We start from the raw sequence: 24,437 nt of genomic DNA on the forward strand, positions 1-24,437 counted from the left end.
GAAACGAACCCCTAATCGGAGGTGCCCTCAGCCTCCCGAGATGAGGTCGGCGGCCTGGTCGACCTTGTCCTGAGCCTCGGCGATGAGACGCTCACGCTCGGCGTAGTCGCCCGACTTGCCGGCCTCGTCGGCCTGGGCGAACAGGGCACGCGCGTCCTCGAGGAGCTGGCCGACCTCGCCCGGTGAGTCACCGGATGGAGGCGGAGTGGTCTCGGCCGGCTCCTCGTCGGGATCGGATGCCGTCGGAGGCGTCGGCGCGGCGCCGGTCAGCGCGACCTCGAGGGCCTCGTTCAGCGTCGTACCGTAGCCGACCCGTCCGTCGTAGGAGACCAGCACGAAGGCCAGCTGGGCATAGCCCGAGGTCGAGGCGGTCGCTCGGCGGGCGTAGATCGGCTCGACGTACAGGAGGCCGTTCTTCGCCGTCGGATAGGTGATGACCTGGCCCCACACCGGCGCCGAGCCGGAGCGGTTGAACGAGGCGACCTCGTCGGCGATCGCCTTGTCCGTGCGGAACTCGTTGGAGACCATGCCCGGCCCCTGGGTGTCCTCGGGGAAACCGGTGGTGATCCGGATCTTCCCGTAGTTCTCCGAGGTGGCGTCCGAGTCCACGGACATCATCGCCGCCAGGTTTGGACGGTTGTAGGGCACGAAGGCGGACGTCAGCGACCAGCGTGCGGTGCCGGAGCCGTCGTCGAGGAACATCCGGTAGGGCGTCTGCTGGTGGTTGTCGTCGTTCGGGTCCTCGGGCACGGCCCAGCGCTCGTTACCGGAGAAGAAGACGTCCGGGTCGGAGACGTGGTAGCGCGCCAGCTGGTAGCGCTGCACCTTGTAGAGGTCCTCGGGGTAGCGAAGGTGCTCCATCAGCTCCTTCGGGACCGACGACTTCGGCATCACGGTGCCGGGGAAGGCCGCCTCCCACGTCTGCAGGATCGGGTCCGACTCGTCCCACTCGTAGAGGGTGACCGTGCCGTCGTACGCATCCACGGTCGCCTTCACTGCGTTGCGCATGTAGTTGATCTCGTCGGTCGGCAGCGTCTGCACGCCGGTCGAGGTCTGGGTGGCATCGTCGGTCATCGAGGCGAACGAGTCACGCGCGGCCTGCGGGTAGCGGTCGGTGGTCGTGTAGCCGTCGACCACCCACTGGATCCGCCCACCGACGACGACCGGGTAGACGTCGTCGTCCAGGGTCAGCCACGGCGCCACCTTCTGCACCCGCTCCTTCGGAGAGCGGTCGTAGAGGATCTCGGAGTTCTCGTTCACGCGCGAGGAGAGCAGGAAGTTCGTGGAGCCGAACTGGATGGCGTACATCAGCTGCCGGAAGTTGGAGCCGATCGGGACACCGCCGGCGCCCTCGTACGTCGTCCTGGTCTCGCCGTCCTCGGAGTTGTAGTCGAGCTCGACCGGGTTGCCCTTGCCGGCCTTGCCGACGATCGAGTACTCCGGCGAGTCCTCGCCGAAGTAGACCTTGTCCTGGAACTTGCCCTGGCCCGAGGTCAGGTCGTGCTGGCCGGTGCGGTCGCCCTCGGCCCACTGCATCTGGTTCGACTCGGTCTTGTCGTCGGCGCCGCGCATGTTGGCGTAGGAGGCGATCACTCCGTTGGAGTGGGTGTAGACCGTGTGCAGGTTGGTCCAGGTGCGGTCGGAGTCGGAGATGCCGGCCTGGTTGAGCTCGCGTACGCCGAGCACGACCGCCCGCTCCTTGCCGCCGACCTCGTAGGTGGAGATGTCCAGCGGCTCGTGCACCGAGTAGTAGGAGCGGCCCTGCTGGACCTGCTCGAACTCGCGGTGGACCACCGCGGGGTCGACGATCGGCAGCGAGGACGCGGTCTCGTCGAGCTGCTCGGGCGAGGCGCCGTCGGCCTCGGCCTGCGAGGTGTACTCGGTCACCTCCAGGTCGTCCTTGGCGATGCCGTAGGCGTCCTGGGTGGCCTTGATGTTGGCCGCGAGGTAGGGCTTCTCCTTGTCCTGCTCGCTCGGCCGGACCTGGAAGCCCTGCACGACCGCGGGCCAGATCATCCCGATCAGCAGCACCGAGATCGCGAACAGCGAGATCGCGATCGAGGGCAGCTGCCAGCTGCGTCGCCACATGTTGAGGATGAACAGCACGCCGCAGATCACCGCGATCCCGAGCAGGATCTGGTTGGCCGGGAGCACCGCGTGCTCGTCGGTGTAGGTCATCCCGTCGAGGCGGGGCCCGGAGCCGTTGACCAGGTCGTAGCGGTCGACCCAGTAGTCGAGCCCCTTGACCAGCAGGATCAGCCCGAGCATGGCGCTGAGCTGGATCTGCGCGGAGCGGGTGAACCGGTCGCGCTGCGCGGTGAGCCGGATGCCGCCGTAGACGTAGTGCACGATCATCGCGCCGATGGTGCCGAGGATCAGCCCGGTCAGCGCGAAGTTGACCAGGTAGTGCCACCACGGCAGGTCGAAGACGTAGAAGCCGATGTCCTTGCCGAAGAACTCATCGGTCTTGTCGAAGTCGCGCCCGTGGCGCCACATCAGATACGTACGCCACTGGCCGGCGCCCGAGAAGCCGGCGAAGATCCCGGAGACACCAGCGACGCCGACCAGGAGCCAGGTGCGGATCGGTGCGATCGCGTCGCGGTAGCGGTCCAGGCCACCGATGTCATCGGCCGGGTGGAAGTAGGGACGGGTGCGGTAGGCGAGCGCCGCGGGAAGCCCGATCATGATCGCCATCAGCACGAAGAAGATGACGAACAGTGCCGTACGCGTCCAGAAGACCGTGCCGAAGACGCTGCTGAAGTCGATCGCGTCGTACCACAGCGCGTCGGTGTAGATCGCCGCGAAGGCACTGATGCCGAAGAAGAGCACGATGACCGAGACGGCCGAGATCGCCAGCCATCGGTTGCGGCCGGTGCTCTGTGTGCGCGCCGGCGCCTGCGCCGGGTCGTCGTCGTCGAACAGACTCATGCGTCAGCCTCGCTGTCTGGGTTCTCCTCAAGAGTGACACGCAGCAGTTCGAGGAGCTCGGGGACCAGGTCGACGCCGCCGATGACCGACTGGTCGTCGTCGTGCGCCTTCAACCGCAGAGCACAGTACGTAGCACCAGCACGTGTCGCGCCGGCCACGATGCGTACCTCTTGCCGGTCGGGGTGCGCCTTGGCGAACTCCGCGGCCGCCTCGGCGTCATCGGGGATCTTGCCGTCGGCGTCAGGCGGCAGCACGAGGCGCTCGACCACCGCTGCGCAGCCGGTGACCCCGGCGGGCCAGGCTGTCGTCTGGAGGACCTCCTCCAGCTGGGTCGTCACCGGCACCTGGTCCTGCTCGATCGGGGTCAGCGACCCGTCCTGATCGGGAGCGTCGAGGCCCATCATCGCGGCGAGCGCGGGCTCGGCCCGGACCAGCGCGGCGGTGTCGACGAGCGCGAAGAGCCTCGCCGGTCCGTCCCAGCCTTCGCCGGCGACGTGTGCCTCGATCTCGAGGACCGCTGTGGCCAGGGCGGGGTCGGTCTCCAGGTCGAGACCGCGGCTGAGCTCGGGCGTGGGCTCAGGGGTGTCGTTCACTTCGTGCTCCCACAGGTCGGCAGCTTGGCATTCGGGTCCTCGGTCCAGGTTTCGATGGCCTTGATGGCGTCGTCGAGAGTCTCCACACGGGTCAGGCGCATGTCACCGTTCTCGGCACCCTCGACGTCTTGGCAGTTGCCGGCGGGCACCAGGAAGAGCTTGGCTCCGTCCGAGGCCGCACCCGGGATCTTCTGCTGGATCCCGCCGATCGGGCCTACGTTGCCGTCACCGTCGATGGTGCCGGTGCCGGCGATCTTCTTCTCGCCGGTCAGCGGCCCCTCGGTGAGGGTGTCGTAGACCGAGAGCGCCATCATCAGCCCGGCGCTCGGTCCGCCGATGGCCGGGTCGAGGGTGATCTTGACGTCGTAGGGGAACTCGTAGGTCGCTCCCAGCGAGACGCCGATGAAGGCCTTGCCGTCCTTCTCACCGGTCTTGATGGTCTCGGTGAGCGTCTTGCCCTTGCGCTCGATGGTCAGCTCGACCGTGTCACCGGGCTCGACCTTCTGCACCTCCGCGACGACCTCCTCGGGGGTGTCGACCGCCTTGTCGCCGACCTTGGTGACCACGTCGTCGGCCTTCAGCTTGCCGGCGGCCGGCGCGTCCTCGGTCACCTCGGCGACCGAGACCTCGTCGACGTCCTCACCGAGCTTGGTGAACGCCGCGGCGATCGCCGCGTCCTGGGCGCTGGCCATCTGCACCTGCCCGGCCTCACGGTCGTCCTCGACGGTGCCCTGGTCGGGGTAGGCGACCTCGCGCGGGTAGACCGCCTCGGTGTCGCTCATCCATGCGCCGAGCAGGGTCCAGAGCCCGAGCCTTGCCTCGCGGGTGGTCTCGGAGACCGTGGTCATCCGCAGCTGCCCCTTGTCGCGGTAGCTCTTGTGGCCCTCGACCTGGACGATGTCCTTGCCGTCGAACTCGCCCAGGACGTTCACCGTCGGCCCGGGGCTGTAGATCGTGAAAGGCAGCGGAACGACCCAGGCGATCACGATCAGGGCAACCACGAGCGGCAGGGCGACAAGGCCGGCCAGGGTGCGCTGTGTCATAGCGTCACCTTCTCATTCAAGACCAAGTGCACCCTAAGAGGCATCGCGGTTGACACGGACCGCGACTCCGGTCGACCTGTCGGGCGGCGGCTGAGGCGCTGCGTACCTTCTCGAGCGCTCGCGCGTCTTCTCCTTCTCGAGCGCGATCCCGAGGCGGCGTACGACCTCTTCGCGGTCCTGCTCGCGCCCCTCACGTCCGAGGAACGCGACCCAGGCCATCGCCAGCACGGTGATGACCGCTGACGGTACGAGCCAGAGCAGGATGTCCACGTACGCAGCCTATTTGGTGGCGCCAATGCTGCGCATCAGGGCGCGCCGACCCACTCGTCTGTGCCGTCGGTGAAGACCTGGTGCTTCCAGATAGGCACCTCGGCCTTCAGGGTGTCGATGAGGTCGCGGGAGGCGGCGAAGGCCTCGCCACGGTGGCCGGAGGCGGTGGCCACGATGACGGCGATGTCGCCGATGTCGAGGTGGCCGGTGCGGTGGACCGCGGCGAGGCCCGCGACGCCGTGGTCGGCGGCCACCTTCTCGGCGACATCCGCCAGGCGCGCGAGGGCGGTCGGATGGGCCTGGTAGTCGAGGCCGGTCACACCCTTGCCCCCGTCGTGGTCACGTACGCGGCCGACGAAGAGCGTCACCCCGCCGGAAGCGTCGTCGTCGAGTGCGGCCAGCACCTCGGCGACATCGAGAGGAGTCTCCCGGATGTCGAGAAGCTTGACGGCGCCATTCTTCGGTTCAGCCATGGAAACAGCCTAGTCCTTGCTGACAGCGGGCTTCCGTAACCGCGTAGGCTGGACATATGAGTCAGACCCCAGGTGGCCCCGACGAGCCGGAGGAGCCGGAGAACCCCTTCAAGGGCACGCCCTTTGAAGCGTTCTTCGGTGGTTTCCCCATCGGCGGCGTCGGCGGAGGCCCCGGCGGCATGCCTGACCTGAGCCAGATCTTCGGTCAGATCCAGTCGCTGCTACAGCCCTATGACGGCCCGCTGAACTGGGACGTCGCGATGGACCTCGCCCGCAAGGTCGCCGCGTCCACGCCCGACCCGACGCCTTCGCAGAAGCAGAAGGACGCGGTCGCCGATGCGATCCAGCTGGCCGACCACTGGTTGGAGGAGACCACGTCGTTCCCCTCCGGCGTGAAGTCCGCCACCGCCTGGTCGAAGGCCGAGTGGTTGGTCAACACCCTGGATGCGTGGAAGCCGCTGATCGAGCCGGTCGCGGCCTCGACCGCGGCCGCCATGAGCGGCCAGCTCCCCGAGGACATGAAGGCCCAGATGGGCCCGATGATCGGGTTCGTCGGCAAGGCGATGGGCGCGTTGTACGCGAACCAGGCCGGCACCGGCCTCGGTCACCTCGCCGGCGAGGTCATCTCCGTCTCCGACATCGGCATCCCGCTGACCGAGCCCGGTCAGGCCGCGCTGCTGCCGGTCAACGTCGAGCCCTTCGCCGAGGGCCTGGGCGTCAGCACCGACGACGTGCTGCTCTTCCTGGCCCTGCGCGAGGCCGCCCACCAGCGGCTCTTCGCCGGCGTGCCGTGGCTGCGTGATCACGTGGTCTCGGCCGTGACGGACTACGCGCGCGGCGTCGAGCTCAACATGGAGGCCATGCAGCAGCGCATCGAGGAGCAGATGCGCGGCTTGGACCTCTCCTCGATGCAGGACCCGTCCCAGCTGCAGAACATGTTCGAGGAAGGCATGTTCGAGGTGCCGGACTCGCCCGCGCAGAAGGCGGCGCTGGAGCGGATCGAGATCGTACTGGCGCTCGTGGAGGGCTGGGTCGACGAGGTCGTCGCCCTGGCCACTGCCGAGAGGATGCCGGTCGCGGCGCAGCTGCAGGAGGCCGTACGCCGCCGCCGGGCTGCCGGCGGTCCGGCCGAGCAGACCTTCGCGACCCTGGTCGGCCTCGAGCTCCGGCCACGACGGCTGCGGGACGCGGCCGCGCTGTGGGGCTCGCTGCGCACCCGGCAGGGCATCGAGGCGCGCGACGGCGTCTGGATGTCCCCGGCGCTGCTGCCCACCTCGGCCGACCTCGACGACCCGCTCGGCTTCCGTGAGGGCGCCGAGGCTCCCGATGTCGACTCGATCGACTTCGACGCGGAGCTCAAGAAGCTGCTCGGCGGAGACGCTGACGAGTGAGCCTGCACGCTGACGCGCTCGCGAACCTGCGGGCGTGGGAGGCGCCGTCGTCTCCGCAGGAGACCCTGCGGCAGCGCTACGTCTCCCATCTCGAGGCCGAGCCCGCCGGGGTCTTCAAGTCGTGCGTCCCCGACCACCTGACGGCCTCGTGCGTGGTGCTCTCCGACGACGGTTCCGCGGTGCTGCTGACCCATCACCGCAAGGCACGGCGCTGGTTCCAGTTCGGTGGCCATCTCGAGCAGGACGACGCGACCCTGTGGGCGGCCGCCGCCCGCGAGCTGCGTGAGGAGTCCGGGGTGCCCGACCTGGTTCCGCTGCCCGGGCTGGTGCAGCTCTCCGAGCACCCGGTCCCCTTCTGCGCTCCGTCCGGGGACGTCCACCACCTCGACGTACGCTTCATGGCCGTCGCTCCCTCCGGTGCGGTTCCGGCGGTGAGCGCGGAGTCGCTGGACGTACGTTGGTGGCCGGTCGACGGCATCCCCGACCCCGAGCCGGAGATGATCGAGCTCATCAAGCTCGCCCAGGCTCGCCTCTAGCGCGGACCTCCGGGGGTCGTGCCGAGCGCCGTGTGGGCGGTCGGACGGCGGCTGACAGCGAGCGCGGCGGGCGTTTCACCGGCGTACCTGACGACGTCGCGGGTCAGATGGCTCTGGTCGGCGTAGCCGTGACGGGCGGCGACCTCGGCGACCGGCAGCGTGCCGAGGCGATGTATCGAGCTTGTCGAGATGTCGGCGGCGGCGCGCTCGAAACGTACGACACCGGCAGCTGCCTTCGGGGTGAGCCCGACCGCGCGCCGGAAGCAGGTCGTGACGTACCGGTGGCTCCATCCGGTCTCAGCCACGAGGTCCCGGATACGCACCTGCCCTCCGGACTCGGTGATCCGGTCCCACAGCCACGACACCAGCGGGTCGGCCGGATCGCCGGCCGGACCACCGGCCCGTGTCAGCAGCGCGGACTGGACCAGGTCGAGCCTCGGTCGCCAGGTGCCGGCCTCTGCGAGCCGCTCCGAGAAGGACGCCCCGAACTGGGGGATCAGATCCTCGACCGCGATCACCCTGCCGGCCACCTCCTGCCCCGGGACACCGAGCAGCCGGGAGACACCGAGCGGCGTCAGATAGACCTGCACGCACGCATGGCTACGCCCCGACCGGGTCGAGACCGGCCCGGGCATGAAGCCGGAGAGGAACGATCCGTACGCCCCGGCGCCCTCCCCCGCGGCGACCTCGACGATCTCGAACGGGTCTCCGAACGAGAGGACCAGCGGCAGCAGGGTCCCCGCGGGCTGGCGCCGCTCGAGCGGCACGGCCGACTGCTCGCGGAAACCCACGATGCCCGCCACCAGACCCTGCAGCCCAGGGTGGGTGGGCAGTCGTACGACCTCGGTCACGCCCGTCATGTATCGATGATCGCCGGTCGATTTCGTTCAAGCCAGCCGATTCAAGCAGGGCGCAGGCTGTCGTCATGCGAAAACTGGCGATCGTGGAGTTCTTGAGCGTCGACGGAGTCATGCAGGGACTGGGCTCACCCGACGAGGACCGGGAGGGTGGCTTCGAGCACGGCGGGTGGGGCGCACCGTACGGCGCGGCGCTCGGGGAGGTCCTCTCCCCCGACATCGGCGCCCAGACCTCGGCGTACGTCATGGGACGGCGGACCTACCAGAAGATGGCGGAGTTCTGGCCGACCCAGCCCGACACGAACCCGATGGCGGCGAGCCTCAACTCCGCCCCGAAGCACGTCGCGACCCGCACGCTCGACGACCTGGCCTGGAGCGGGGCGAGCGTGCTCGAAGGAGACGTCGTCGAGGCGGTCGCCGGCCTCAAGACAGAGGGGCAGGGGACCATCGTCGCGCTCGGGAGCGGTGACCTCGTCCGTCAGCTGATGAGCGCCGGGCTCGTCGACGAGCTGCGGCTGTTCGTGCATCCGTTGCTGCTCGGCACCGGCAAGCGACTCTTCGGCGACCTGCCGTCGCCGTGCTCGCTCCGGCTCGAGGACATCGCCTCGACGAGTCTCGGCACGGTCGCGCTCACCTACGCCGTGGGTCAGTCGATCTCTTCGGCCCCTTCGACATCGTCGTCCTCCTCACCCGGAGGGGCGGGGAGCTTGGCGGCTGCGGACCAGCCGGCCAGGTAGCCCTTGGCACGCTCGGCCTGGGGATAGCGGTCGACCCACGCCCAGAACGCCTCGTTGTGCTTGGCCTCGAAGAGGTGGGCGAGCTCGTGGACGAGGACGTAGTCGACGACCCAGCTCGGCATGCCGCGGAGCCGATCGCTGAGCCGGATCGAGCGGTCGCCGGGGGTGCACGAGCCCCAGCGGCTGTTCTGGTTGTCGACCCAGCGCACGGAGTCGGGCTTGGCCAGGCCGCCGAAGTACTGGTCGCTCAGCGCGGCCGATCGCCGCATCAGATCATCGTCGCTCGGCTTGCGACGCCGTTCGGCCTTCTCCAGGCGGGCGACCATCTGCTCGACCCACTCGGCCTCCTCGCGCTGAGACATCGCGGCCGGGATCATCACGATGATGCGGTCGCCGTCACGGTAGGCGGAGACCGTACGCCGACGCCGCTTGCTGCGTCGCACCTCGATCTCCGGGCCGTCCATAGGTCAAGAAACTACCTGTTCGCCCAGGCCAGCAGGCGATCCCGAGGCCAGGTGTTGATGATCCGTTCCTCTTCGATACCCGCCATTTCGGCTCGTTCACATCCCAGGACGAGGAAGTCGAGCTGCCCCGGAGCGTGTGCGTCCGAGTCGATTGAGAAGAGGCAACCGGCGTCGCGGGCGAGCTCGAGGAGCTTGGTCGGCGGGTCTCTGCGCTCGGGCCGGGAGTTGATCTCGACCGCGACCCCGTGCTCGGCGCACGCCTCGAAGACCTGGCGGGCGTCGAACTGGCTGCCGGGCCGGGTGCCGCGGTTTCCGGTGACCAGCCTCCCGGTGCAGTGACCGAGCACGTTCATGCGGGTCGTGGAGACCGCCGCGACCATCCGCTTCGTCATCTGCTCCTTCTCCATCTTGAGCTTGGAGTGGACGCTGGCGACCCGCAGCTGGAGCTTGGCGAGCATCTCGTCGCTCTGGTCGAGGCTGCCGTCGTCGAGGATGTCGACCTCGATCCCCTTCAGCAGTGTGAACCCGTGTCCCGCGAGGTGGTCGTTGACCGCATCCACGACGCCGAGCTGGCGCTCCAGGCGGGCGGCGCTGAGACCGTTGGCGATCGTCAGCCGCGGGCTGTGGTCGGTGAGCACGAGGTACTCATGGCCCAGCTCGATCGCGGTGAACGCCATCTCCTCGATCGGCGACCCGCCGTCGGACCAGTCGGAGTGGCTGTGCAGGTCGCCGCGGAGACTGCTCCGCAGCTTCTCCCCCGCTCCGGCAGCGGTCAGCGAACCACCGTGGACGCGCTCGGTCTCCTGCAGCCGCTGCGGGATCTCACCGCGCGCGGCCTCGGTGATGACCTTGGCCGTGCTCGCCCCGACACCGCTCAGCTCGGTCAGCGTGCCCTCGGCCGCCCGTCGGCGTACGTCCTCCTCGGAGAGCGGCAGGATCGCCGCCGCCGCGGCACGGAACGCCTTCACCTTGTACGTGTCCTCGCGCCCGCGCTCGAGCAGGAATGCGATCCGACGCAGGGCTGCGACGGGGGACAACGGCTCGCCTACCAAATCTTCCTCCAACTATTTTTGCCTTCATAACCGGTGGAGAATGCTTTTCCCAGGTCAAGGTCCTGATTCAACCGAATATTTTCCTTCCGGTCACTTGGTTACTCACAGGAAAGCGCTTGTCTTCCACCGGCTGTCCCCAAGCAAAGCGGGGTTGTCCACATCTTGTCCACAAGCAACGCGGAGTGGGACGTTGACGCGCTCCCACATCCTCTTTAAGTTCGTTGTCAGTGGGACCCCCGGCGCCGCCGGACGGCCTTCGCAAGGGGAAGGCGAAGGACGATCCAGGCACCGGGGGTCCCTCCAGTTCTAGGTGGCCCCCGCGACCTTGGCGAGCGCCTTCGACAGACCTTCGATGCGTCCTCGAAAGCCCCGAATCCCCCGGTATGACGCCAACACGCCGACACTCGCTTGATAGCCCGTGTTGCCGCAGGAAGCGCCGCGTGTCGTAGGGTCGAGTTTGGCTCGTCATGACGAGCTTCCGACGGGCTTCCCTGACAACCCCGTCGCGACGACCAGTTACATATAGGCAAGGAGGCCGTCATGGCGGAGACCTGGAGCGGCGAGTTCTACTGCGTGAAGTGCAAGGAGAAGCGCGAGGCGACCGGTGAGATCCGGGTGAACGACAAGGGCACCAAGATGGCCAAGGCCGTCTGCCCCGTCTGCAGCACCAACCTCAACCGCATCCTCGGTAAGGCCTGACCACTCAGTTCATCCTGAGCCCACGCGGCGGCGTCCCCGGCATGTCCGGCGGCGCCGCTGCCACGTTTTGCCGAAGCGTCGGCCCCGTCGGCCGAAACGTCACCGGAGTGCCAACTCGGCCGACGCAGGTGACGCCTCGGCAGGTTATCCACAGGCTCTGTGGATTGCTGCTGCAGGAAATCCGGCGCAATGTGAGACTCCCCGGCATGAGCACGCGCTACCGGATTCGGCCGGGGTATGTGGCCGTACGACGTGATGAGACCCGACTCCAGATCGGCATCGACCCGCCACGGCGGGCGATCGTGCAGGACGGCGTGGAGGTACGCCGCCTGCTGACCGACCTCGCCGCCGGCCGGGCTGTCGAGCCCGACCACCTGCCCGGGCGGCACGCGATGCAGCAACTGGGCAACGCGGGCCTGCTGATGGACGCCGACGGCGGCGAGCCGCCACCACGCATGGGCTTCGACGGTCCGCCCGCCCTGCTCTCGGCGGCACGGGCGCTGATCGGACCGGCGCAGGCAACGCCGAGCATCCCGGACATCGTCGTGCTCCTCTCCGAGGGACCGCTCGACCGCGAACGAGCAGACGAGCTGGTGCGCGAGGGCCGGGCACACCTCGTCGTCGAGAGCGGACCCGACACCTGGACGGTGGGCCCGCTGGTCGTACCCGGGGTCACCGCATGCCTACGCTGCGTCGACGCGACGCTCGCCGAGGAGGACGAGCGGAGGGCGGTGGTCGTGAGCCAGCTCGTCGGCAACGAGGTGCCGAGCGACGCGCTGCTGCAGTCCCTCGCGCTCTCCTGGGCCGTACGCGACGGCCGCACCTACCTCGCCGGGCGCACCCCGGCCTCATGGTCGGCGTCGGTGGTCCTCACCCGTGACGACACACCCACCGTCCGGCCCTGGCTGCGGCATCCCTACTGCGGCTGCGCCTGGGACCTGATCGCCTCGGCCGGAACGGGGGCGGGCGAACCGGCTTGACCTGCGCCGACGCCTCCGGCACCCTTGCGGACATGGTCACGAAGAGCGCGCTGCGACGACGAGGCATGGGTCTCTGACCCCGCCCTCGCGTCAGCCTGCCCTCTTCACCTCCTAGGACCACTCTCGTGCACGAGCACACTCTTGCCCTGTCCGCATACCTGCAGGACGCCGTCGTCGCCTGCTTCGGCGACGCCTACGCCGGTATCGATCCCGAGCTGCGGCCGGCCACCCGGCCCGAGTTCGGCCACCTCCAGTCCAACCTGCCGCTGCGGCTGGCCGGGCCGCTCGGCCTGCCGCCGCGGGAGATCGGCGCCCGCCTCATCGACGCCATCGATCTGGGCGCCATCTCGACAAGCTCGATACATCGCCTCGGCACCCTCGACTTGGCCGGCGCCGGGTTCCTCAACATCACCTGGTCCCCGGCCGTGCTCGGCGCGGTCGTCGGCGACCTGCTGACCGACCCACACCTGGGCGTACCCGCCCCGGAGAGCCCGAAGCGGGTCGTCGTCGACTACTCCTCCCCCAACGTCGCCAAGCCGATGCACGTCGGCCACCTGCGCTCCACCGTCATCGGCGACTCCCTGGCCAGGGTGCTGGCCTACGCCGGCCACGAGGTCGTGCGGCAGAACCACCTCGGCGACTGGGGCACTCAGTTCGGCATGCTGGTCGAGGAGCTGCTCGGCGAGGGTCTCACCGACCCGGCGACCGTCGCCGACCTGGACATGACCGAGCTGCTCGCGCTCTACCAGCGGGCCAAGGCGCGCTTCGACGACGATCCGGGCTTCGCCGGCTCCGCCCGGCAGCGGGTGGTCGCGCTCCAGTCCGGCGAGCCGACCACCCTCGCGCTCTGGCAGGCGCTCGTCGACGCCTCGATGGCCGAGTTCGAGGCCACCTACAGCCGGCTCGGCGTACTCCTGACCGATGACGACTTCGACGGCGAGAGCCGCTACAACCCGCAGCTTCCGGGCGTCGTCGACGACCTTCGGGCATCGGGTCTGCTGACCGATTCGGCCGGCGCCCAGGTCGTCTACCCCGACGGCTTCACCGGCCGCGACGGTGCCCCGCTGCCGCTGATCGTGCGGAAGGCCGACGGTGGGTTCGGGTACGCCGCCACCGACCTCGCCACGATCCGGCACCGGGTCGACGACCTGGCTGTGGACCGGGTCGTCTACATCGTCGACCACCGGCAGAGCCAGCACTTCGAGATGGTCTTCGCCGTCGCCCGCGCCGCCGGCTGGCTGCCCGACTCGGTGGAGGTCCAGCACATCGGCTTCGGCACCGTGCTCGGCCCGGACGGCCGGCCGTTCAAGACCCGCTCGGGAGAAACGGTCTCGCTGACCGCGCTGCTGGACGCCGCCGAGGAGACCGCCGCGGCCAGCTATGCCGGCCCTGAGGTCGTACGCGCCGTGGCCAATGCCGCGGTGAAGTACGCCGACCTCTCCAACAACCTCGCCCGCGACTACGTCTTCGACCTCGCCCGGATGTCGGCCACCACCGGCGAGACCGGCCCCTATCTGCAGTACGCCCATGCCCGGGTGTGCAGCATCCTTGCGCAGGCTCCGCACCAGACGTACGTCATCGGCACCCTGTCCCACCCGGCCGAGCAGCGGCTGGCGCTGGAGCTGACCGGCTTCGCCCCGGTGGTCGCCAAGGTCGCCGACACCTTGGAGCCGCATCACCTGACCGCGTACCTCTATGGCCTGGCGACCGCCCTGACGGCGTTCTACGAGAACTGTCCGGTGCTCAAGGCGGAGGGTGAGGTCAGGCAGACCCGGCTCGCATTGTGCGAGGCGACCCGGCGAGTGCTGTCAGAGGGACTCAGGCTCCTCGGGATCGAGGCGCCGCAGAGGATGTGAGCGTGGTGCTCAGGCCCACCAGTCGGAGTCGAGCTTGGCTTCCATGGAGCGCACGTGACGTCGCGAGCAGGCCTCGCAGAACGACTTCGAACGCCCACGCTCAACCGCGGTGGTCCACGCGAGGAGGCGGTTGGGGTCGGCCTCGTAGCATCCGCAGAAATCGCAGGTCTTCATGGCTCAACGATAGGTCGAAATCCTGCGGTTCAGAGGGTGCAACACCGAAATTCTGCATCACCTGAATGTCAGCGCCGTGTTACCTCCGGGAAGGCAGGACACAGGCGGTGTCGAGGCCCAGAACGTGGTTGAGACGGCCGAACGCCAGCCACGATCCGAGGCACATGCTCAGCTCGACGATCTCGGCATCGGTGTAGTGGGCCGACATTCGGTCCCAGAAGTCCTGGTCGATGCCGTGATGGTCGATCGCGTAGCGCTCGGCGAACTCGGCGGCGAGCCGGGTGCGGTCGTCGAAGGCGTCGGTCGTACGCCACTGCTCGACCGCCTCAGTGAACGACTCTTCGACCTTCTCCCCGTCTCGTTCGGTGCGCCAGTCGAGGCAGAACACGCAGCCGTTGATCTGCGCGATCCGCAACCGGGCGGCCTCGAACTCGCGGAGCCCGAGCGTGGTGTGCTCGTAGACCGCGAGCGAGAGGCCGGCTGCAGCCGGGCCGATGCCGGGGACCATCTCACCCCAGACGTACTCGATCGGATCCCGCCCGTCGGGGACGTCGACGATCATGCGGTCACACCTTCCTGGGCGGCCTTGGCCGCGCCGAGCTTGCCGGTCGCCGGAAGCAGCGGTACGTCGAGCGCGTCGTAGAGGCCGGGGGCCGAGTCGACGAGCCACTCGATCGCGCCGACGAGCCGTCCGACCGCGGTGGCGTTGCCGCCCGCCGCCCGGTTGCCGGCCTTGTCGGTCGCCTCGACCGTCACCTCGATGCGCGGATCCCCCTCGATGATCACCCGGTGGGCGCCGTCGCCGTCGGGTGGCGTCGGCCAGTGCGGGGCACAGGAGCGATGGATGCGGGTGACGTGCTCGACGACGATGAGCGGCTCCCCTGCGACGATCCCCTGGACCTCGAAGCGCACCGCACCCTGGGTGCCCTTCTCGAACTCACCCATCGACGCGGTGGTCACGGTCTCGTCCAGCGGCAGCCGCTCGACGGTCTCCCGGATCTCGTCGAGCTCGACCTCGAGGCCCCGGGCCAACAGCCTGACCTGGCCGCCCCACACCATCGTCGGGACTGTCTCCGCGAGCATCGGGGCGTCGTAGTCCATCGGCTGACCCATCCCGACGAGATAGCGGACGGAGTCGGGCTGGTCGTAGGTGGAGTAGTCGAAGATCTCCTGGCACCGGACGACGTCCACGGTGCTGCCCAGGCCGCTGACCAGCAGCGGCAGTACGTCGTTGCCCCACCCGGGGTCGACACCGGAGACGAAGAGGGACCCGCCGCCCTCGGCGATCGCGGCCAGCACCGGCTCGCGCATCTCCGGCGGAGCGTTGCGCTGGTCGTAGAGCGCGTAGAGGGCTGGCGTGACCACCACGGCCCCGGTTCCGAGCGCTCGCACGATGTCGGCGAGAGCCTCGTCCGGACGGATGTCGCCCGATGCGGCGTACACCACCGCCTGCGGACGTGTCGCGAGCACAGACTCGATGTCGTCGGTGGCGGCGACACCGAGATCACGGCCGAGCTCCGCGAGGTCGCCCGCGTCCCGGCCGACCTTCTCGGGGTCGTGGACGAGCACGCTCGTCAGCTCGAGTCGTGGATGTGCGTCGACCGCGCGGATCGCGAGTCGACCGATGTTTCCCGTGCCCCAAACGCATGCGCTGACCATGCGATCTCCCTTGCCGGTTGCCCTGTTGGTTTGCTCTGCCGGATTGCGTGAATGTTGCGAACCTGTGACACCCCCACCGGCATACTAGAACATGTTCTAGCAATCAGTGATGAAAAGGGAGGTCATCTTGAGCAACACACCACGAGAGGACAGGTCGCGTGGCCTGTCACGCCGAGGGTTCGTGCTCGGCGCGGGCTCACTGGCTGGTGTCGGGATGCTGGGAGGAGCATTCGGAGCCAGCCCGACCTGGGCATCAGCGGCGGCGTCGTCGATCGGCAACGGCGCGCAGGTCCCGGTGCTGGTCATCGGCACCGGCTACGGCGGCTCGGTCGCGGCCCTGAGGCTGGCCCAGGCCGGCATCAACGTCCACATGGTCGAGATGGGCCAGGACTGGGCCACAGTGGCCCCCGGGTCCGACGGCAAGATCCATCCGAAGATCACCAGCCCAGATCACCGCGCCTTCTGGATGCGCACCCGAACCAAGCAGCCGCTCAGCAACTTCCTCGGGTTCCCCATCGACACGAACATCACCAAGCATGCCGGCATCCTGGACGCCGAGGACTTCGCCGGCATCTCCGTCTACCAGGGACGCGGCGTCGGCGGCGGCTCGCTCGTCAACGGAGGCATGGCCGTCACGCCGAAGCGGGAGAACTTCGGAGCCGTCCTCCCCTCGGTGGATGCCGCGGAGATGTATTCCACCTACTACCCGCGGGCCAATGCCGCCCTCGGCGTCGGGTCGGTCGACCCCGACTGGTTCGAGCGGACCTCCTACTACCAGTACTCCCGCGTCGGCCGGAAGCACGCCCAGCGCTCGGGCTTCGCGTGGACGTTCGTCCCGGACGTGTACGACTGGAACTACATGGTGGCCGAGGACAACGGCAGCGTCCCGAAGTCGGCGCTGGCCCAGGAGGTCATCTACGGAAACAACCACGGCAAGAAGACGCTGCCGAAGACGTACCTCGCCCAGGCCGCCGCCACCGGGAAGGTCACCATCTCTTCTCTGCACCGGGCCACGTCCGTCCGGCCTGCGGCAGCCGGTGGATATGACGTCGTCCTGGAACAGATCAACACCGCCGGCGACGTGGTGGCGACGAAGACGGTCAACGCGGGCAAGGTGTTCTTCGCGGCCGGCAGCGTCGGTACGAGCAAGCTGCTGGTGAAGCTGAAGGCAACCGGCGCGCTGCCCGCACTGAACAGCGACGTCGGCCAGGGATGGGGCGACAACGGCAACGTGATGGTCGGGCGGGCGAACCACATGTGGGACCCGACCGGTGACGTACAGTCGACGATCCCGTGCTCCGGCATCGACAACTGGGACGCCGGCGGCGCCTTCGCCGAGGTCGCGCCACTGCCTGCTGGTCTCGAGACGTTCGCGTCCTTCTATCTCGCGATCACCAAGACCCAGCGCCGGGCGGCATTCAGCTACAACTCGGCCACGGGCAAGGTCGACCTGTCCTGGCAGACCGCGTGGAAGCAGGACTCGATCACGATGGCGAAGACCATCTTCGACAAGATCAACAGGACCGAAGGAACGATCTACCGGACCGACCTCTTCGGCACCAACAAGATCTGGGGCGACCACCTGACCTACCACCCCCTGGGCGGCGCCGTCCTGAACAAGGCGACCGACAACTACGGCCGGCTGCACGGTTACAACGGTCTCTACGTCATCGACGGCTCGCTCATTCCGGGCAACACGAGCGTCAACCCGTTCGTCACGATCACCGCCCTCGCGGAGCGGAACATCGAGAGGATCATCGCCACCGACCTCTGATCTGATCAGGGCAAAACATAGGACCGGCCAGTCCGAGGGTTTCTCGGACTGGCCGGTCATCTTCCGCACCCGCGATCAGAGGGGTGAGGTCTGGGGTCCCATGGGGGACTTAGAGGTCGCGCGGGCGGGGCGGCCGTCGCGAGCGCCGTCCCAGTGCGTGCCCAGCAAGGCGGAGGAGGGAGGCGGCCCGGTGTTGGCCGTCGACCGACGACAACGCCGCTGGGTGCGTGCTGGGGCGGTGCGCAGCAGGCTGCCCTGCCCGCGCGACCTCTTAGAGCGCGCGGGCTAGAGCCAGCTTCGCCTGGACGGCGGCTCGCTCGGCCTTGCGGCCCAGGCGAGCGGCCTTGACGAGGGCATGGCCTCGCCGCAGTTCACGCGCCTCTCCCAGGCGCGCGGACATTTGCGCGCGCGCCAGGTCTTCGTAAAGCAAGTTCATCTGAGTGCTCCGTACTCGGTTGGTGTTCATGTCTGTTGGTTCTCCTGCTGGTCAGCGGGCTCCGGCGCCCATGGTCATCACGATCGGGTTCATGGCTGTTGGCCTTTCGTCATTGAAACGGCTGCTGGTGTTGAGGTGCTCGGTCGTTCAGGCGGCGTCCTTGCGGGGCCGGCCACGGGGCCGCTTGCGGGGGATCACCTTCCCCTGCAGGAGCAGCTGGCCGCCCCAGACGCCCCAGGGCTCACGCCGGTCGAGAGCGCTGGCGAGGCAGAGCGGCTGCACGGGGCAGGTCGCGCAGAGCGTCTTGGCGAACTCGACGTCGGCGGGAGACTCGGCGAACCACAGCTCCGGGTTGTTGACCCGGCAGGGCAGCTGGTCCTCGTCGTAGCGGTTGGCGCGGTCGTGGAGAACGCCGAGAGTGACCTCGGGCTCGAGAATGCTGGTCATATGTACACCTCCTTTGTGACTGATCGCGGGTTTTGAGAAACAGAAAGGCCGCGGATCCCGGGTTTCGGGTTCCGCGGCCTGGAGGCTGCTGTGACTACGTGGTTCTACGTAGTCGGACAGCTCCAGGCTCGAATCCCGTGGGACTTGACCTTGATGGCATCCGCCTGCGGGGACACGAGTCCCTCGACGCGCGTGCCGTAACCGGCGCCCATAAAGGCACCGGCAGCCGGGATGGCCCAGGTCGGGCCGGACAGCTCGGGGTGGCCGCACGCGGACATGGCGATGCCATTGATCGGCGTCTGGATCGTGTTGATCTTCACTGGGGACACCTCCTTCGGGGCTGTCGGGCGCGCCTCATCGGCGCGCGGCTTTACTTGATGAAAGAACAGTAACCGGCCGGGCAGGTCGGCCGCAAACGATTAAACCGGTTGATTTCGAGGAATTTCTTTGAAGGGTTTTCAGGCGTCCGCGGCGATCACATCAAGGACTTCCGAGCCGTACGTCTCCACCTTGCTGCGGCCGATGCCGGCGATGCGCTGCAGATCCTGGAGGGTTCCCGGCTTCTGCTCGGCGATCTGCTCCAGGGTCGCATCGGTGAAGACCACGAACGCTGGCTTGCGGATCGCCTCGGCGGTCTCCTTGCGCCACTGCTTCAGCCGGCCGTAGAGCTCCTCGTCGTAAGGCGCGTCGCAGCCCTCGTGACGGCCCATCCGCTTCTCGGCCGCCGAGCCGAGCGGCCCCCCGCAGGCGTTGCACATCCGCGCCTTGCCTGAGCCGGGGCGCCGGGTCGGCGCCGTGGAGGACCGAGCCGGTCGCAGCGGGTCGAGGAACCGCGACGGCCTGCGCCGCGCGGCCTGGCCCGGCTGGCGTGCCAGCGCCCAGGACAGGGTCAGGTCCACCCGCGCCCGAGTGAGGCCGACGTAGAGCAGCCGCCGCTCCTCCTCGATCTCGGCCGGGGTCGGCTCCTCGCCACGGAGGATGAACGGCATCGTGCCGTCCTGGAGGCCGACCAGGAACACCGAGTCCCACTCCAGACCCTTGGCGGCGTGGAAGGTCGCCAGGGTCACTCCCGACGGGACCGGTGCGTGCTGTTCGGCCGCACGGCGGTCGAGCTCGGCGACGAGTCCTGCCAGGTCGCCGCCGGCCGCGGAGAAGGTGCGCGCCTGGTCGATCAGCGCCTGCCACGACTCCCAGCGGTCGCGGGTCTGTCCCCGCCCCTCGGGCGGCTCGGAGGTCCAGCCCATCCCGGCGAGGATGCCGTGGACCGACTCCAGCAGCTCGTCACCGATCACGGCACCCTGGCCGCCTCGCGCCGCACCGCGGATCCGGGTCACCGCCTCGCGGACCTCGGGCCGGTCGAAGAACCTGGCGGCGCCGCGCAGGACGTACGGGATCCGGCGCGCGGTGAGCGCGTCCTCGTAGGCCTCCGACTGCGCGTTGATCCGGAACAGGATCGCCATCTCGTTGTAGGGCTTGCCGGACTGGTGCAGACGCAGGATCTCGGCGGCGACGCCCTCGGCCTCGGCGACCTCGTCGGGCTGCTCGACGTGCTCGACGGCCGGCCCGGAGTCGCGCTGCGCCTGCAGCTGGACACCGGCGCTCGGCGTACCTTCCAGGACCTTGTTGGCGGCCCTCACGACCTGCGGCGAGGAGCGGTAGTTGCGGACCAGCTCGACCGAGGTGGCGCCGGGGTGCTTCTTCGGGAAGTCACGCAGGTAGGCGGCGTCGGCGCCGGCGAAGGTGTAGATCGTCTGCGCCGGGTCGCCGACGACGCAGAGCTCGCTGCGCCCTCCCAGCCACAGGTCGAGCAGCGCCGACTGCAGCGGCGAGACGTCCTGGAACTCGTCGACGGTGAACCATTTGTACTGTCGCCTGACCTGCGCCGCGACGCGCTCGTCGTGCTCCAGGAGGCCGGCGGTCAGGAGCAGTACGTCCTCCATGTCCATGCGCGCCTGGGTGCGCTTGACGTCCTCGTAGGCCGCATAGATGTGTCCCACCATCGCCGGCGTCAGCCCGCCGACCTCCCGGCCCCGCGCCTCGGCCGACTTCGGGTAGTCGTCGGGATGGATGTTGGAGACCTTCGACCACTCGATCTCCGAGGCCAGGTCGCGCGCCTGGGCCTGGTCGACGTTGATCCGCTGGCGCTGGGCGGCCGCGCGGATGAGTGGGATCTTCGACTCGGTCAGGTTGGGCAGCTCGGTGCCGTAGACCTTCGGCCAGAAGAACCGCAGCTGGCGCAGGGCTGCGGAGTGGAAGGTGCGCGCCTGGACCGCGCCGGCGCCCATCGCCCTCAGCCGCTGCCGCATCTCCCCCGCCGCCCGGGTGGTGAAGGTGACCGCGAGCACCTCCGGGGGCGCGTAGACGCCGGTGGCGACGCCGTAGGCGATCCGGTGGGTGATCGCCCGCGTCTTGCCGGTCCCCGCACCCGCCAGCACCCGGACCGGACCCCGCAGTGCCTCCGCCACCCGGCGTTGCTCGGGGTCGAGGGCGGCGAGGAGGGACTCGGGGGTCATGGGCGGGGCAGGGTTCAATTGGGAATGGCTCCTCGGGGTGGGAACGTTATGCCTTGCAGGCCAAGACTATTGGCTCGCACCGACAGTTCTGATGAGGAGAGCCCCCGATGAGCAGCTTCACGATGTACACCACACCCTGGTGTGGATACTGCCAGCGACTCAAGGGTCAGCTCGGCCGTGAAGACATCACCTTCGACGAGGTCGACATCGAGCAGGTCCCGGAGGCCGCGCAGATCGTCGAGCAGGTCAACGGCGGCAACCAGACCGTCCCGACCCTCGTCTACTCCGACGGCACCGCGATGACCAACCCGTCGATCGCTCAGGTCAAGGCGAAGCTCGCCGAGCTGGTCTGAGGCCGGTCACCACGAGCCGGGCAGCTCCCCGCCGTACCACTCCTCGACCAGCGAACGGCTGATCGAGATGCCGCTGGGCAGCTTGATCTCACCGCTCTCCGCGACCGCGGCGAGCTCCGCGCGGGTGAACCAGCGCGCCTCGCGGATCTCGTCCTCGTCGACCGTGATCTCGGTCGACGCCGCGCGCGCGAAGAAGCCGAGCATCAGGCTGGCCGGCAGCGGCCAGGGCTGGTTGCCGAAGTAGTCGACCTGGCCGACACGTACGCCAACCTCCTCGGCGACCTCGCGACGGACCGCGTCCTCGAGCGACTCCCCCGGTTCGACGAAGCCGGCGAGGGTGGAGAAGTTGGGCGCGGGCCAGCGGGTGTGGTTGCCGAGCAGGCAACGCTCCTCGTCGCTTCCTGGCTCCCCCGACGTCACCAGCATGATCACCGCCGGGTCGGTACGCGGGAAGATCACGTGTCCCTCCGCGCAGGCCAGCTCGTGACCGGCTGAGCGCGGTTCGAGGCGGCCGCCGCACCGGGAGCAGAACCGGGTCGCCCGGTGCCACTCGGCCAGGCCGATCGCGTGCATCAGGAAGCTCGCCTCGGTCGTGTCGGCGAGCAGCGCGGGGAAGAGCCCGCGCAGGTCACGCCACGTCTCGTCGGCCTCCTCGCGACCGGTGAGCACCGCGAACCGGGCACCGTCGGCGGTGTCGCCGAGGAGCAGCCGGATCCCCTCCGGCGAATCCGCCGGCGTACGCCACCTCACCCCGGTCCTGCCTGACGGCTCGACCCTGTTGCCGGCGACCACGAGGACCCTCGTGGTCTCGTCAGACCAAGCCTTGTCGACCCAGCCGTCGTCGGCGCGCAGATGGCCGGAGCGGTCGTGGGGATCCTGAATGATTCGCAGATGGATGGGCAGCTTCGGGGAGTCCACCCCTCAGAGCCTATGAGGTGGGTATAAGTTCCGCCGCGTGGATCGGTTCTGGCGTATCGCCGCTGTCGTCTCCGTCGTGGTCGCTCTGGCGATCAACGTCTACATCGCCTGGGGTTCCAACCTCTCGTTCATGTACGACGAGATCGGCACCGTCATCCATGGACGGACCGTTCTCGGGCTCGACTCGCCGCAGCTGAACACCCCCGGCTACTACCCCGGGTGGGGCGTGCTGCTTGCGCCGTTGTGGCTGGTCACGTCCAACGTCTTCACGTTCTACCAGCTGGCGATCGTCGTCGGTCTGGTGATCAGCATGGTCACGATCTGGCCGCTGGCCCGGGTCGCGGTGCGGCTCAGCGGGGTCACCCCGGCACAGGGTGTGGTCGCCGGCGCCATCGTGATGGCCCTGCCGCCGCGCGCGATCCAGGCCGACTACATCCTCTCCGAGCGGCTGGTCACGCTGCTCGTCGTCCTGGCGACCCTGGTCGCGTTCCAGCTCTGGGAGAAACCGACATACCGCGGCGTACTCCTGCTCAGCCTGCTCACCGGGCTCGCGCTCTTCTCCCATGCCCGGATGCAGGTCTTCGTCGCCGCGGTCGCGCTGTGGTTGATCTTCTTTTTGGTGCGCCGGTGGCAGATCGCCCTCGTCGGACTGGTCGCCACCGGCGTGCTGGCCGTGATCGCCAACAAGGCCGCGCTCTGGTTCCACGCGCAGCTGGTGCCGTGGAAGTTCATCCAGGCGCAGGGCTTCTTCGAGAAGGTCACCCAGGCCAACCCGCGGTACTGGGTCGACACCTTCGCCGGCGAGGCCTGGACCCAGATGATCGGCAGCTTCGGCCTCGTGGTCGTCGGCCTCGTCGTGGTGACCGCACTGTTCTGGAAGGAGCTCCGCTCACGACAGGTGGGGCCAGCCGGGTTCGTGCTGATCGCGGCCGGGTCGATGTACGTCCTCAGCTGCTTGAACTGGGGCAACGAGTACTCGCTGTTCACCATGGAGTGGCGGCGCTTCGACTACTGGATCTACGGGCGCTACATCGACCCGGTCTTCGCGGTCCTCGTGCTGGCCGGGGTGTGCGCGGCGATCCAGGCCGTACGCTCCCGTGCGGTCCTCATCTGGACCTGGGTGATCGTCGCCGGGATCTCGCTGGTGACCATCCTCGTCGTCGCCCCAGACGCACCCACCTGGGCCTACACCACCCCGGCGCACATCCCCGGCGCGATCCCGTGGTGGTGGGCGCTTCCGGACGGGCAGTTCCCGCAGCCGGGGCCGATCCCGTCGTTCACCAACGACAACCGCTTCTGGCTGATCGCGACTCTGTGCGCCCTGGTGCCGCTGGCGATCTGGACGCTCCTCGCGGCCCTCTCCCGGCTCAGCCCGCGGCTGGGTGACCGGGTGCGCTCCGTCGTCGTCACCGCGCTCGTCCTGGTCGTGGGCACCGCCGGATCTGCCGTCGCCGACGTGGCCTCCGACGAGTTCCACGACCGCTTCGACCACGCCACCCCGGTCGTCGACGACCTGCGCTCGATCCTCGCCGAGCACCCCGACGCGGTCGTCGCCTACGACGACAACTGCCCCCGCCGCCCCTCGGCGATGAACTCCGAGCGCAACTGGCTGATGTGGTGGATGCTGCCCACCATCGTCGAGCGCGAGTGGGAGTGGGGTGACGACATCGTCTTTTCCTGCCCGGACGGCGAGCCGGCGTACGTCACCGGAGCGGTGATGCTGCGAGAGCGGCCGTTCCCGTATGCCACCGTCTGGATCCTTCCTGGCGATCTGCTCGACTCGTTGCGTGAGTCGGGTGAGTTGCCGGAGGTTGCGCGGACGGTGAAGTAGCTTTCGGCTGCTCGCCGTTTGAATTCGGTTGGGGTCTTGGTCTGGCGTTTGGATGGGGCCGATTTCTCTGGCTGGGCTGGGCCGCCGACCCGTTCTTCGAGGGTCTTCTCGACCTGCCCCGGAGTAAAGGACGGCCTGCGGCCGCCGGCTTCGCCGGTCGCCTGCGGCGATCCTTGACACCGGATCACGTCGAGAAATGATTTGGCTGGCTATCCGGGCGGCGGCCGGGGTGTGGCCACGGCACACTGCCCCACGGAAGTTGACCATTCCGCGCTTACGTCAGACATGGGGTCTCCGCGTGAAAGAAAAATTTCTTTCACCCCACCAACCCCACCCCGGTCGAGGCTGCAACTTGAGGCGAACGAATTTTCGTTCGCCTCGCCGTGGGCACCTATCCGCGCGAGTCCCGGAGCGGATCCCGGACGAACGAAAATTCGTTCGCCCCGCCACCAG

Annotated in this window: 25 protein-coding genes; 9 read left to right on the forward strand and 16 right to left on the reverse strand. The window is 68.6% G+C overall.

Annotated elements, in window-relative coordinates:
- Nucleotides 1–27: 27 nt before the first annotated feature.
- The 5 genes from ABZY89_RS25940 to ABZY89_RS25960 are packed head-to-tail and all read right to left on the reverse strand — an operon-like array spanning nt 28 to nt 5,307.
- Nucleotides 28–2,928 carry a UPF0182 family protein gene (locus ABZY89_RS25940; RefSeq protein ID WP_355231874.1) on the reverse strand — a complete coding sequence of 967 codons (2,901 nt, stop codon included), beginning with the start codon at nt 2,926–2,928 and terminating at the stop codon, nt 28–30.
- Nucleotides 2,925–3,521: a PPA1309 family protein gene (locus ABZY89_RS25945; protein WP_355231876.1), complete on the reverse strand. Its 597-nt coding sequence runs from the start codon at nt 3,519–3,521 to the stop codon at nt 2,925–2,927. Before ABZY89_RS25945 ends, ABZY89_RS25940 begins: the two co-directional genes overlap by 4 nt.
- A complete protein-coding gene (locus tag ABZY89_RS25950) occupies nt 3,518–4,564 on the reverse strand; it encodes a PDZ domain-containing protein (RefSeq protein ID WP_355231878.1) in 1,047 nt (348 codons plus the stop codon). The genes ABZY89_RS25945 and ABZY89_RS25950 overlap by 4 nt, the downstream gene beginning before the upstream one ends.
- A gap of 33 nt (nt 4,565–4,597) precedes the next feature.
- Nucleotides 4,598–4,834 carry a hypothetical protein gene (locus ABZY89_RS25955; protein WP_160027430.1) on the reverse strand — a complete coding sequence of 79 codons (237 nt, stop codon included), beginning with the start codon at nt 4,832–4,834 and terminating at the stop codon, nt 4,598–4,600.
- Between the two features lie 35 nt (nt 4,835–4,869).
- Nucleotides 4,870–5,307, reverse strand: a complete 438-nt coding sequence (locus ABZY89_RS25960) for a molybdenum cofactor biosynthesis protein MoaE (protein ID WP_355231879.1) — start codon at nt 5,305–5,307, stop codon at nt 4,870–4,872.
- A gap of 56 nt (nt 5,308–5,363) precedes the next feature.
- On the opposite strand from ABZY89_RS25960, the gene ABZY89_RS25965 reads away from it, so the two are divergent.
- Together ABZY89_RS25965 and ABZY89_RS25970 are read left to right on the forward strand one after the other, a co-directional pair.
- On the forward strand, nt 5,364–6,698 hold the full coding sequence (locus ABZY89_RS25965; RefSeq protein ID WP_355231881.1) for a zinc-dependent metalloprotease: 1,335 nt from the start codon (nt 5,364–5,366) through the stop codon (nt 6,696–6,698).
- A complete protein-coding gene (locus ABZY89_RS25970) occupies nt 6,695–7,234 on the forward strand; it encodes an NUDIX hydrolase (RefSeq protein WP_355231883.1) in 540 nt (179 codons plus the stop codon). The genes ABZY89_RS25965 and ABZY89_RS25970 overlap by 4 nt, the downstream gene beginning before the upstream one ends.
- Here ABZY89_RS25970 and ABZY89_RS25975 read toward each other — a convergent pair.
- Nucleotides 7,231–8,094, reverse strand: a complete 864-nt coding sequence (locus tag ABZY89_RS25975) for an AraC family transcriptional regulator (protein ID WP_355231885.1) — start codon at nt 8,092–8,094, stop codon at nt 7,231–7,233. The two genes, ABZY89_RS25970 and ABZY89_RS25975, sit on opposite strands and share 4 nt — an antisense overlap.
- A 65-nt stretch (nt 8,095–8,159) precedes the next feature.
- Between ABZY89_RS25975 and ABZY89_RS25980 the strand changes: the two genes are divergently transcribed.
- Entirely contained in the window at nt 8,160–8,828 is a 669-nt protein-coding gene (locus tag ABZY89_RS25980; RefSeq protein WP_355231887.1) for a dihydrofolate reductase family protein, read from the forward strand.
- Here the strand turns inward: ABZY89_RS25980 and ABZY89_RS25985 are convergent.
- The gene (locus tag ABZY89_RS25985; RefSeq protein ID WP_350717389.1) at nt 8,738–9,292 is read right to left on the reverse strand and encodes a M48 family metallopeptidase; all 555 of its coding nucleotides are present in this window, start codon (nt 9,290–9,292) and stop codon (nt 8,738–8,740) included. The genes ABZY89_RS25980 and ABZY89_RS25985 overlap by 91 nt on opposite strands.
- A gap of 11 nt (nt 9,293–9,303) precedes the next feature.
- Nucleotides 9,304–10,329: a PHP domain-containing protein gene (locus ABZY89_RS25990; RefSeq protein WP_355231889.1), complete on the reverse strand. Its 1,026-nt coding sequence runs from the start codon at nt 10,327–10,329 to the stop codon at nt 9,304–9,306.
- Nucleotides 10,330–10,884: 555 nt separating this feature from the next.
- Here ABZY89_RS25990 and ABZY89_RS25995 point away from each other — a divergent pair.
- The 3 genes from ABZY89_RS25995 to argS all read left to right on the forward strand — a co-directional run bounded on the left by ABZY89_RS25995 (nt 10,885) and on the right by argS (nt 13,879).
- Entirely contained in the window at nt 10,885–11,043 is a 159-nt protein-coding gene (locus tag ABZY89_RS25995) for a DUF5679 domain-containing protein (RefSeq protein ID WP_091051197.1), read from the forward strand.
- A 206-nt stretch (nt 11,044–11,249) separates the two neighbouring features.
- Complete coding sequence (locus ABZY89_RS26000; RefSeq protein WP_355231891.1) at nt 11,250–12,023, forward strand: hypothetical protein; 774 nt, start codon at nt 11,250–11,252, stop codon at nt 12,021–12,023.
- Between the two features lie 158 nt (nt 12,024–12,181).
- Nucleotides 12,182–13,879 (forward strand): arginine--tRNA ligase, encoded by a 1,698-nt coding sequence (gene argS, locus ABZY89_RS26005; protein WP_355231906.1) that lies wholly within the window; start codon nt 12,182–12,184, stop codon nt 13,877–13,879.
- 9 nt (nt 13,880–13,888) lie between these two features.
- Here the strand turns inward: argS and ABZY89_RS26010 are convergent, their stop codons facing one another.
- The 3 genes from ABZY89_RS26010 to ABZY89_RS26020 form a co-directional block, all read right to left on the reverse strand.
- Entirely contained in the window at nt 13,889–14,053 is a 165-nt protein-coding gene (locus ABZY89_RS26010; RefSeq protein ID WP_168381087.1) for a hypothetical protein, read from the reverse strand.
- Nucleotides 14,054–14,132: 79 nt separating this feature from the next.
- Nucleotides 14,133–14,615 carry a carboxymuconolactone decarboxylase family protein gene (locus tag ABZY89_RS26015; protein ID WP_355231893.1) on the reverse strand — a complete coding sequence of 161 codons (483 nt, stop codon included), beginning with the start codon at nt 14,613–14,615 and terminating at the stop codon, nt 14,133–14,135.
- Nucleotides 14,612–15,712: a dihydrodipicolinate reductase gene (locus ABZY89_RS26020; RefSeq protein ID WP_355231894.1), complete on the reverse strand. Its 1,101-nt coding sequence runs from the start codon at nt 15,710–15,712 to the stop codon at nt 14,612–14,614. The genes ABZY89_RS26015 and ABZY89_RS26020 overlap by 4 nt, the downstream gene beginning before the upstream one ends.
- Nucleotides 15,713–15,839: 127 nt before the next feature.
- On the opposite strand from ABZY89_RS26020, the gene ABZY89_RS26025 reads away from it, so the two are divergent.
- On the forward strand, nt 15,840–17,486 hold the full coding sequence (locus ABZY89_RS26025) for a GMC oxidoreductase (RefSeq protein ID WP_355231896.1): 1,647 nt from the start codon (nt 15,840–15,842) through the stop codon (nt 17,484–17,486).
- 271 nt (nt 17,487–17,757) lie between these two features.
- Here the strand turns inward: ABZY89_RS26025 and ABZY89_RS26030 are convergent, their stop codons facing one another.
- The 4 genes from ABZY89_RS26030 to ABZY89_RS26045 form a co-directional block, all read right to left on the reverse strand.
- Nucleotides 17,758–17,952: a hypothetical protein gene (locus tag ABZY89_RS26030; protein WP_091051207.1), complete on the reverse strand. Its 195-nt coding sequence runs from the start codon at nt 17,950–17,952 to the stop codon at nt 17,758–17,760.
- 117 nt (nt 17,953–18,069) lie between these two features.
- Complete coding sequence (locus tag ABZY89_RS26035) at nt 18,070–18,369, reverse strand: WhiB family transcriptional regulator (RefSeq protein ID WP_355021597.1); 300 nt, start codon at nt 18,367–18,369, stop codon at nt 18,070–18,072.
- A gap of 104 nt (nt 18,370–18,473) precedes the next feature.
- Nucleotides 18,474–18,689 carry a hypothetical protein gene (locus ABZY89_RS26040; protein ID WP_355231898.1) on the reverse strand — a complete coding sequence of 72 codons (216 nt, stop codon included), beginning with the start codon at nt 18,687–18,689 and terminating at the stop codon, nt 18,474–18,476.
- A 138-nt stretch (nt 18,690–18,827) separates the two neighbouring features.
- Complete coding sequence (locus ABZY89_RS26045; RefSeq protein ID WP_355231900.1) at nt 18,828–20,882, reverse strand: ATP-dependent DNA helicase UvrD2; 2,055 nt, start codon at nt 20,880–20,882, stop codon at nt 18,828–18,830.
- Nucleotides 20,883–20,989: 107 nt separating this feature from the next.
- Between ABZY89_RS26045 and ABZY89_RS26050 the strand changes: the two genes are divergently transcribed.
- Nucleotides 20,990–21,235, forward strand: a complete 246-nt coding sequence (locus tag ABZY89_RS26050) for a mycoredoxin (RefSeq protein WP_045551315.1) — start codon at nt 20,990–20,992, stop codon at nt 21,233–21,235.
- 6 nt (nt 21,236–21,241) lie between these two features.
- On the opposite strand, the gene nudC is transcribed toward ABZY89_RS26050, so the two are convergent.
- Entirely contained in the window at nt 21,242–22,153 is a 912-nt protein-coding gene (gene nudC, locus ABZY89_RS26055; protein ID WP_355231901.1) for an NAD(+) diphosphatase, read from the reverse strand.
- 37 nt (nt 22,154–22,190) lie between these two features.
- Between nudC and ABZY89_RS26060 the strand changes: the two genes are divergently transcribed.
- Nucleotides 22,191–23,984, forward strand: coding sequence for a hypothetical protein (locus tag ABZY89_RS26060; RefSeq protein WP_355231903.1), 1,794 nt, complete (start codon nt 22,191–22,193; stop codon nt 23,982–23,984).
- Nucleotides 23,985–24,437: the final 453 nt, after the last annotated feature.

It is taken from the genome of Nocardioides sp. NPDC006303 (genome assembly GCF_040613175.1).
Classification (GTDB): Bacteria; Actinomycetota; Actinomycetes; order Propionibacteriales; family Nocardioidaceae; genus Nocardioides.

What these genes read in the sequence shown, in the direction of transcription:
- ABZY89_RS25940 (WP_355231874.1), bottom strand. Translation starts at nt 2,928, where the DNA reads ATGAGTCTGTTCGACGACGACGACCCGGCGCAGGCGCCGGCGCGCACA.
- ABZY89_RS25995 (WP_091051197.1), top strand. Translation starts at nt 10,885, where the DNA reads ATGGCGGAGACCTGGAGCGGCGAGTTCTACTGCGTGAAGTGCAAGGAG.
- ABZY89_RS25980 (WP_355231887.1), top strand. Translation starts at nt 8,160, where the DNA reads ATGCGAAAACTGGCGATCGTGGAGTTCTTGAGCGTCGACGGAGTCATG.
- ABZY89_RS25960 (WP_355231879.1), bottom strand. Translation starts at nt 5,307, where the DNA reads ATGGCTGAACCGAAGAATGGCGCCGTCAAGCTTCTCGACATCCGGGAG.
- ABZY89_RS26015 (WP_355231893.1), bottom strand. Translation starts at nt 14,615, where the DNA reads ATGATCGTCGACGTCCCCGACGGGCGGGATCCGATCGAGTACGTCTGG.
- ABZY89_RS25985 (WP_350717389.1), bottom strand. Translation starts at nt 9,292, where the DNA reads ATGGACGGCCCGGAGATCGAGGTGCGACGCAGCAAGCGGCGTCGGCGT.
- ABZY89_RS26045 (WP_355231900.1), bottom strand. Translation starts at nt 20,882, where the DNA reads ATGACCCCCGAGTCCCTCCTCGCCGCCCTCGACCCCGAGCAACGCCGG.
- ABZY89_RS26035 (WP_355021597.1), bottom strand. Translation starts at nt 18,369, where the DNA reads ATGACCAGCATTCTCGAGCCCGAGGTCACTCTCGGCGTTCTCCACGAC.
- ABZY89_RS26020 (WP_355231894.1), bottom strand. Translation starts at nt 15,712, where the DNA reads ATGGTCAGCGCATGCGTTTGGGGCACGGGAAACATCGGTCGACTCGCG.
- ABZY89_RS26010 (WP_168381087.1), bottom strand. Translation starts at nt 14,053, where the DNA reads ATGAAGACCTGCGATTTCTGCGGATGCTACGAGGCCGACCCCAACCGC.
- ABZY89_RS26030 (WP_091051207.1), bottom strand. Translation starts at nt 17,952, where the DNA reads ATGAACACCAACCGAGTACGGAGCACTCAGATGAACTTGCTTTACGAA.
- ABZY89_RS25950 (WP_355231878.1), bottom strand. Translation starts at nt 4,564, where the DNA reads ATGACACAGCGCACCCTGGCCGGCCTTGTCGCCCTGCCGCTCGTGGTT.
- ABZY89_RS26050 (WP_045551315.1), top strand. Translation starts at nt 20,990, where the DNA reads ATGAGCAGCTTCACGATGTACACCACACCCTGGTGTGGATACTGCCAG.
- ABZY89_RS25975 (WP_355231885.1), bottom strand. Translation starts at nt 8,094, where the DNA reads ATGACGGGCGTGACCGAGGTCGTACGACTGCCCACCCACCCTGGGCTG.
- ABZY89_RS26000 (WP_355231891.1), top strand. Translation starts at nt 11,250, where the DNA reads ATGAGCACGCGCTACCGGATTCGGCCGGGGTATGTGGCCGTACGACGT.
- ABZY89_RS25965 (WP_355231881.1), top strand. Translation starts at nt 5,364, where the DNA reads ATGAGTCAGACCCCAGGTGGCCCCGACGAGCCGGAGGAGCCGGAGAAC.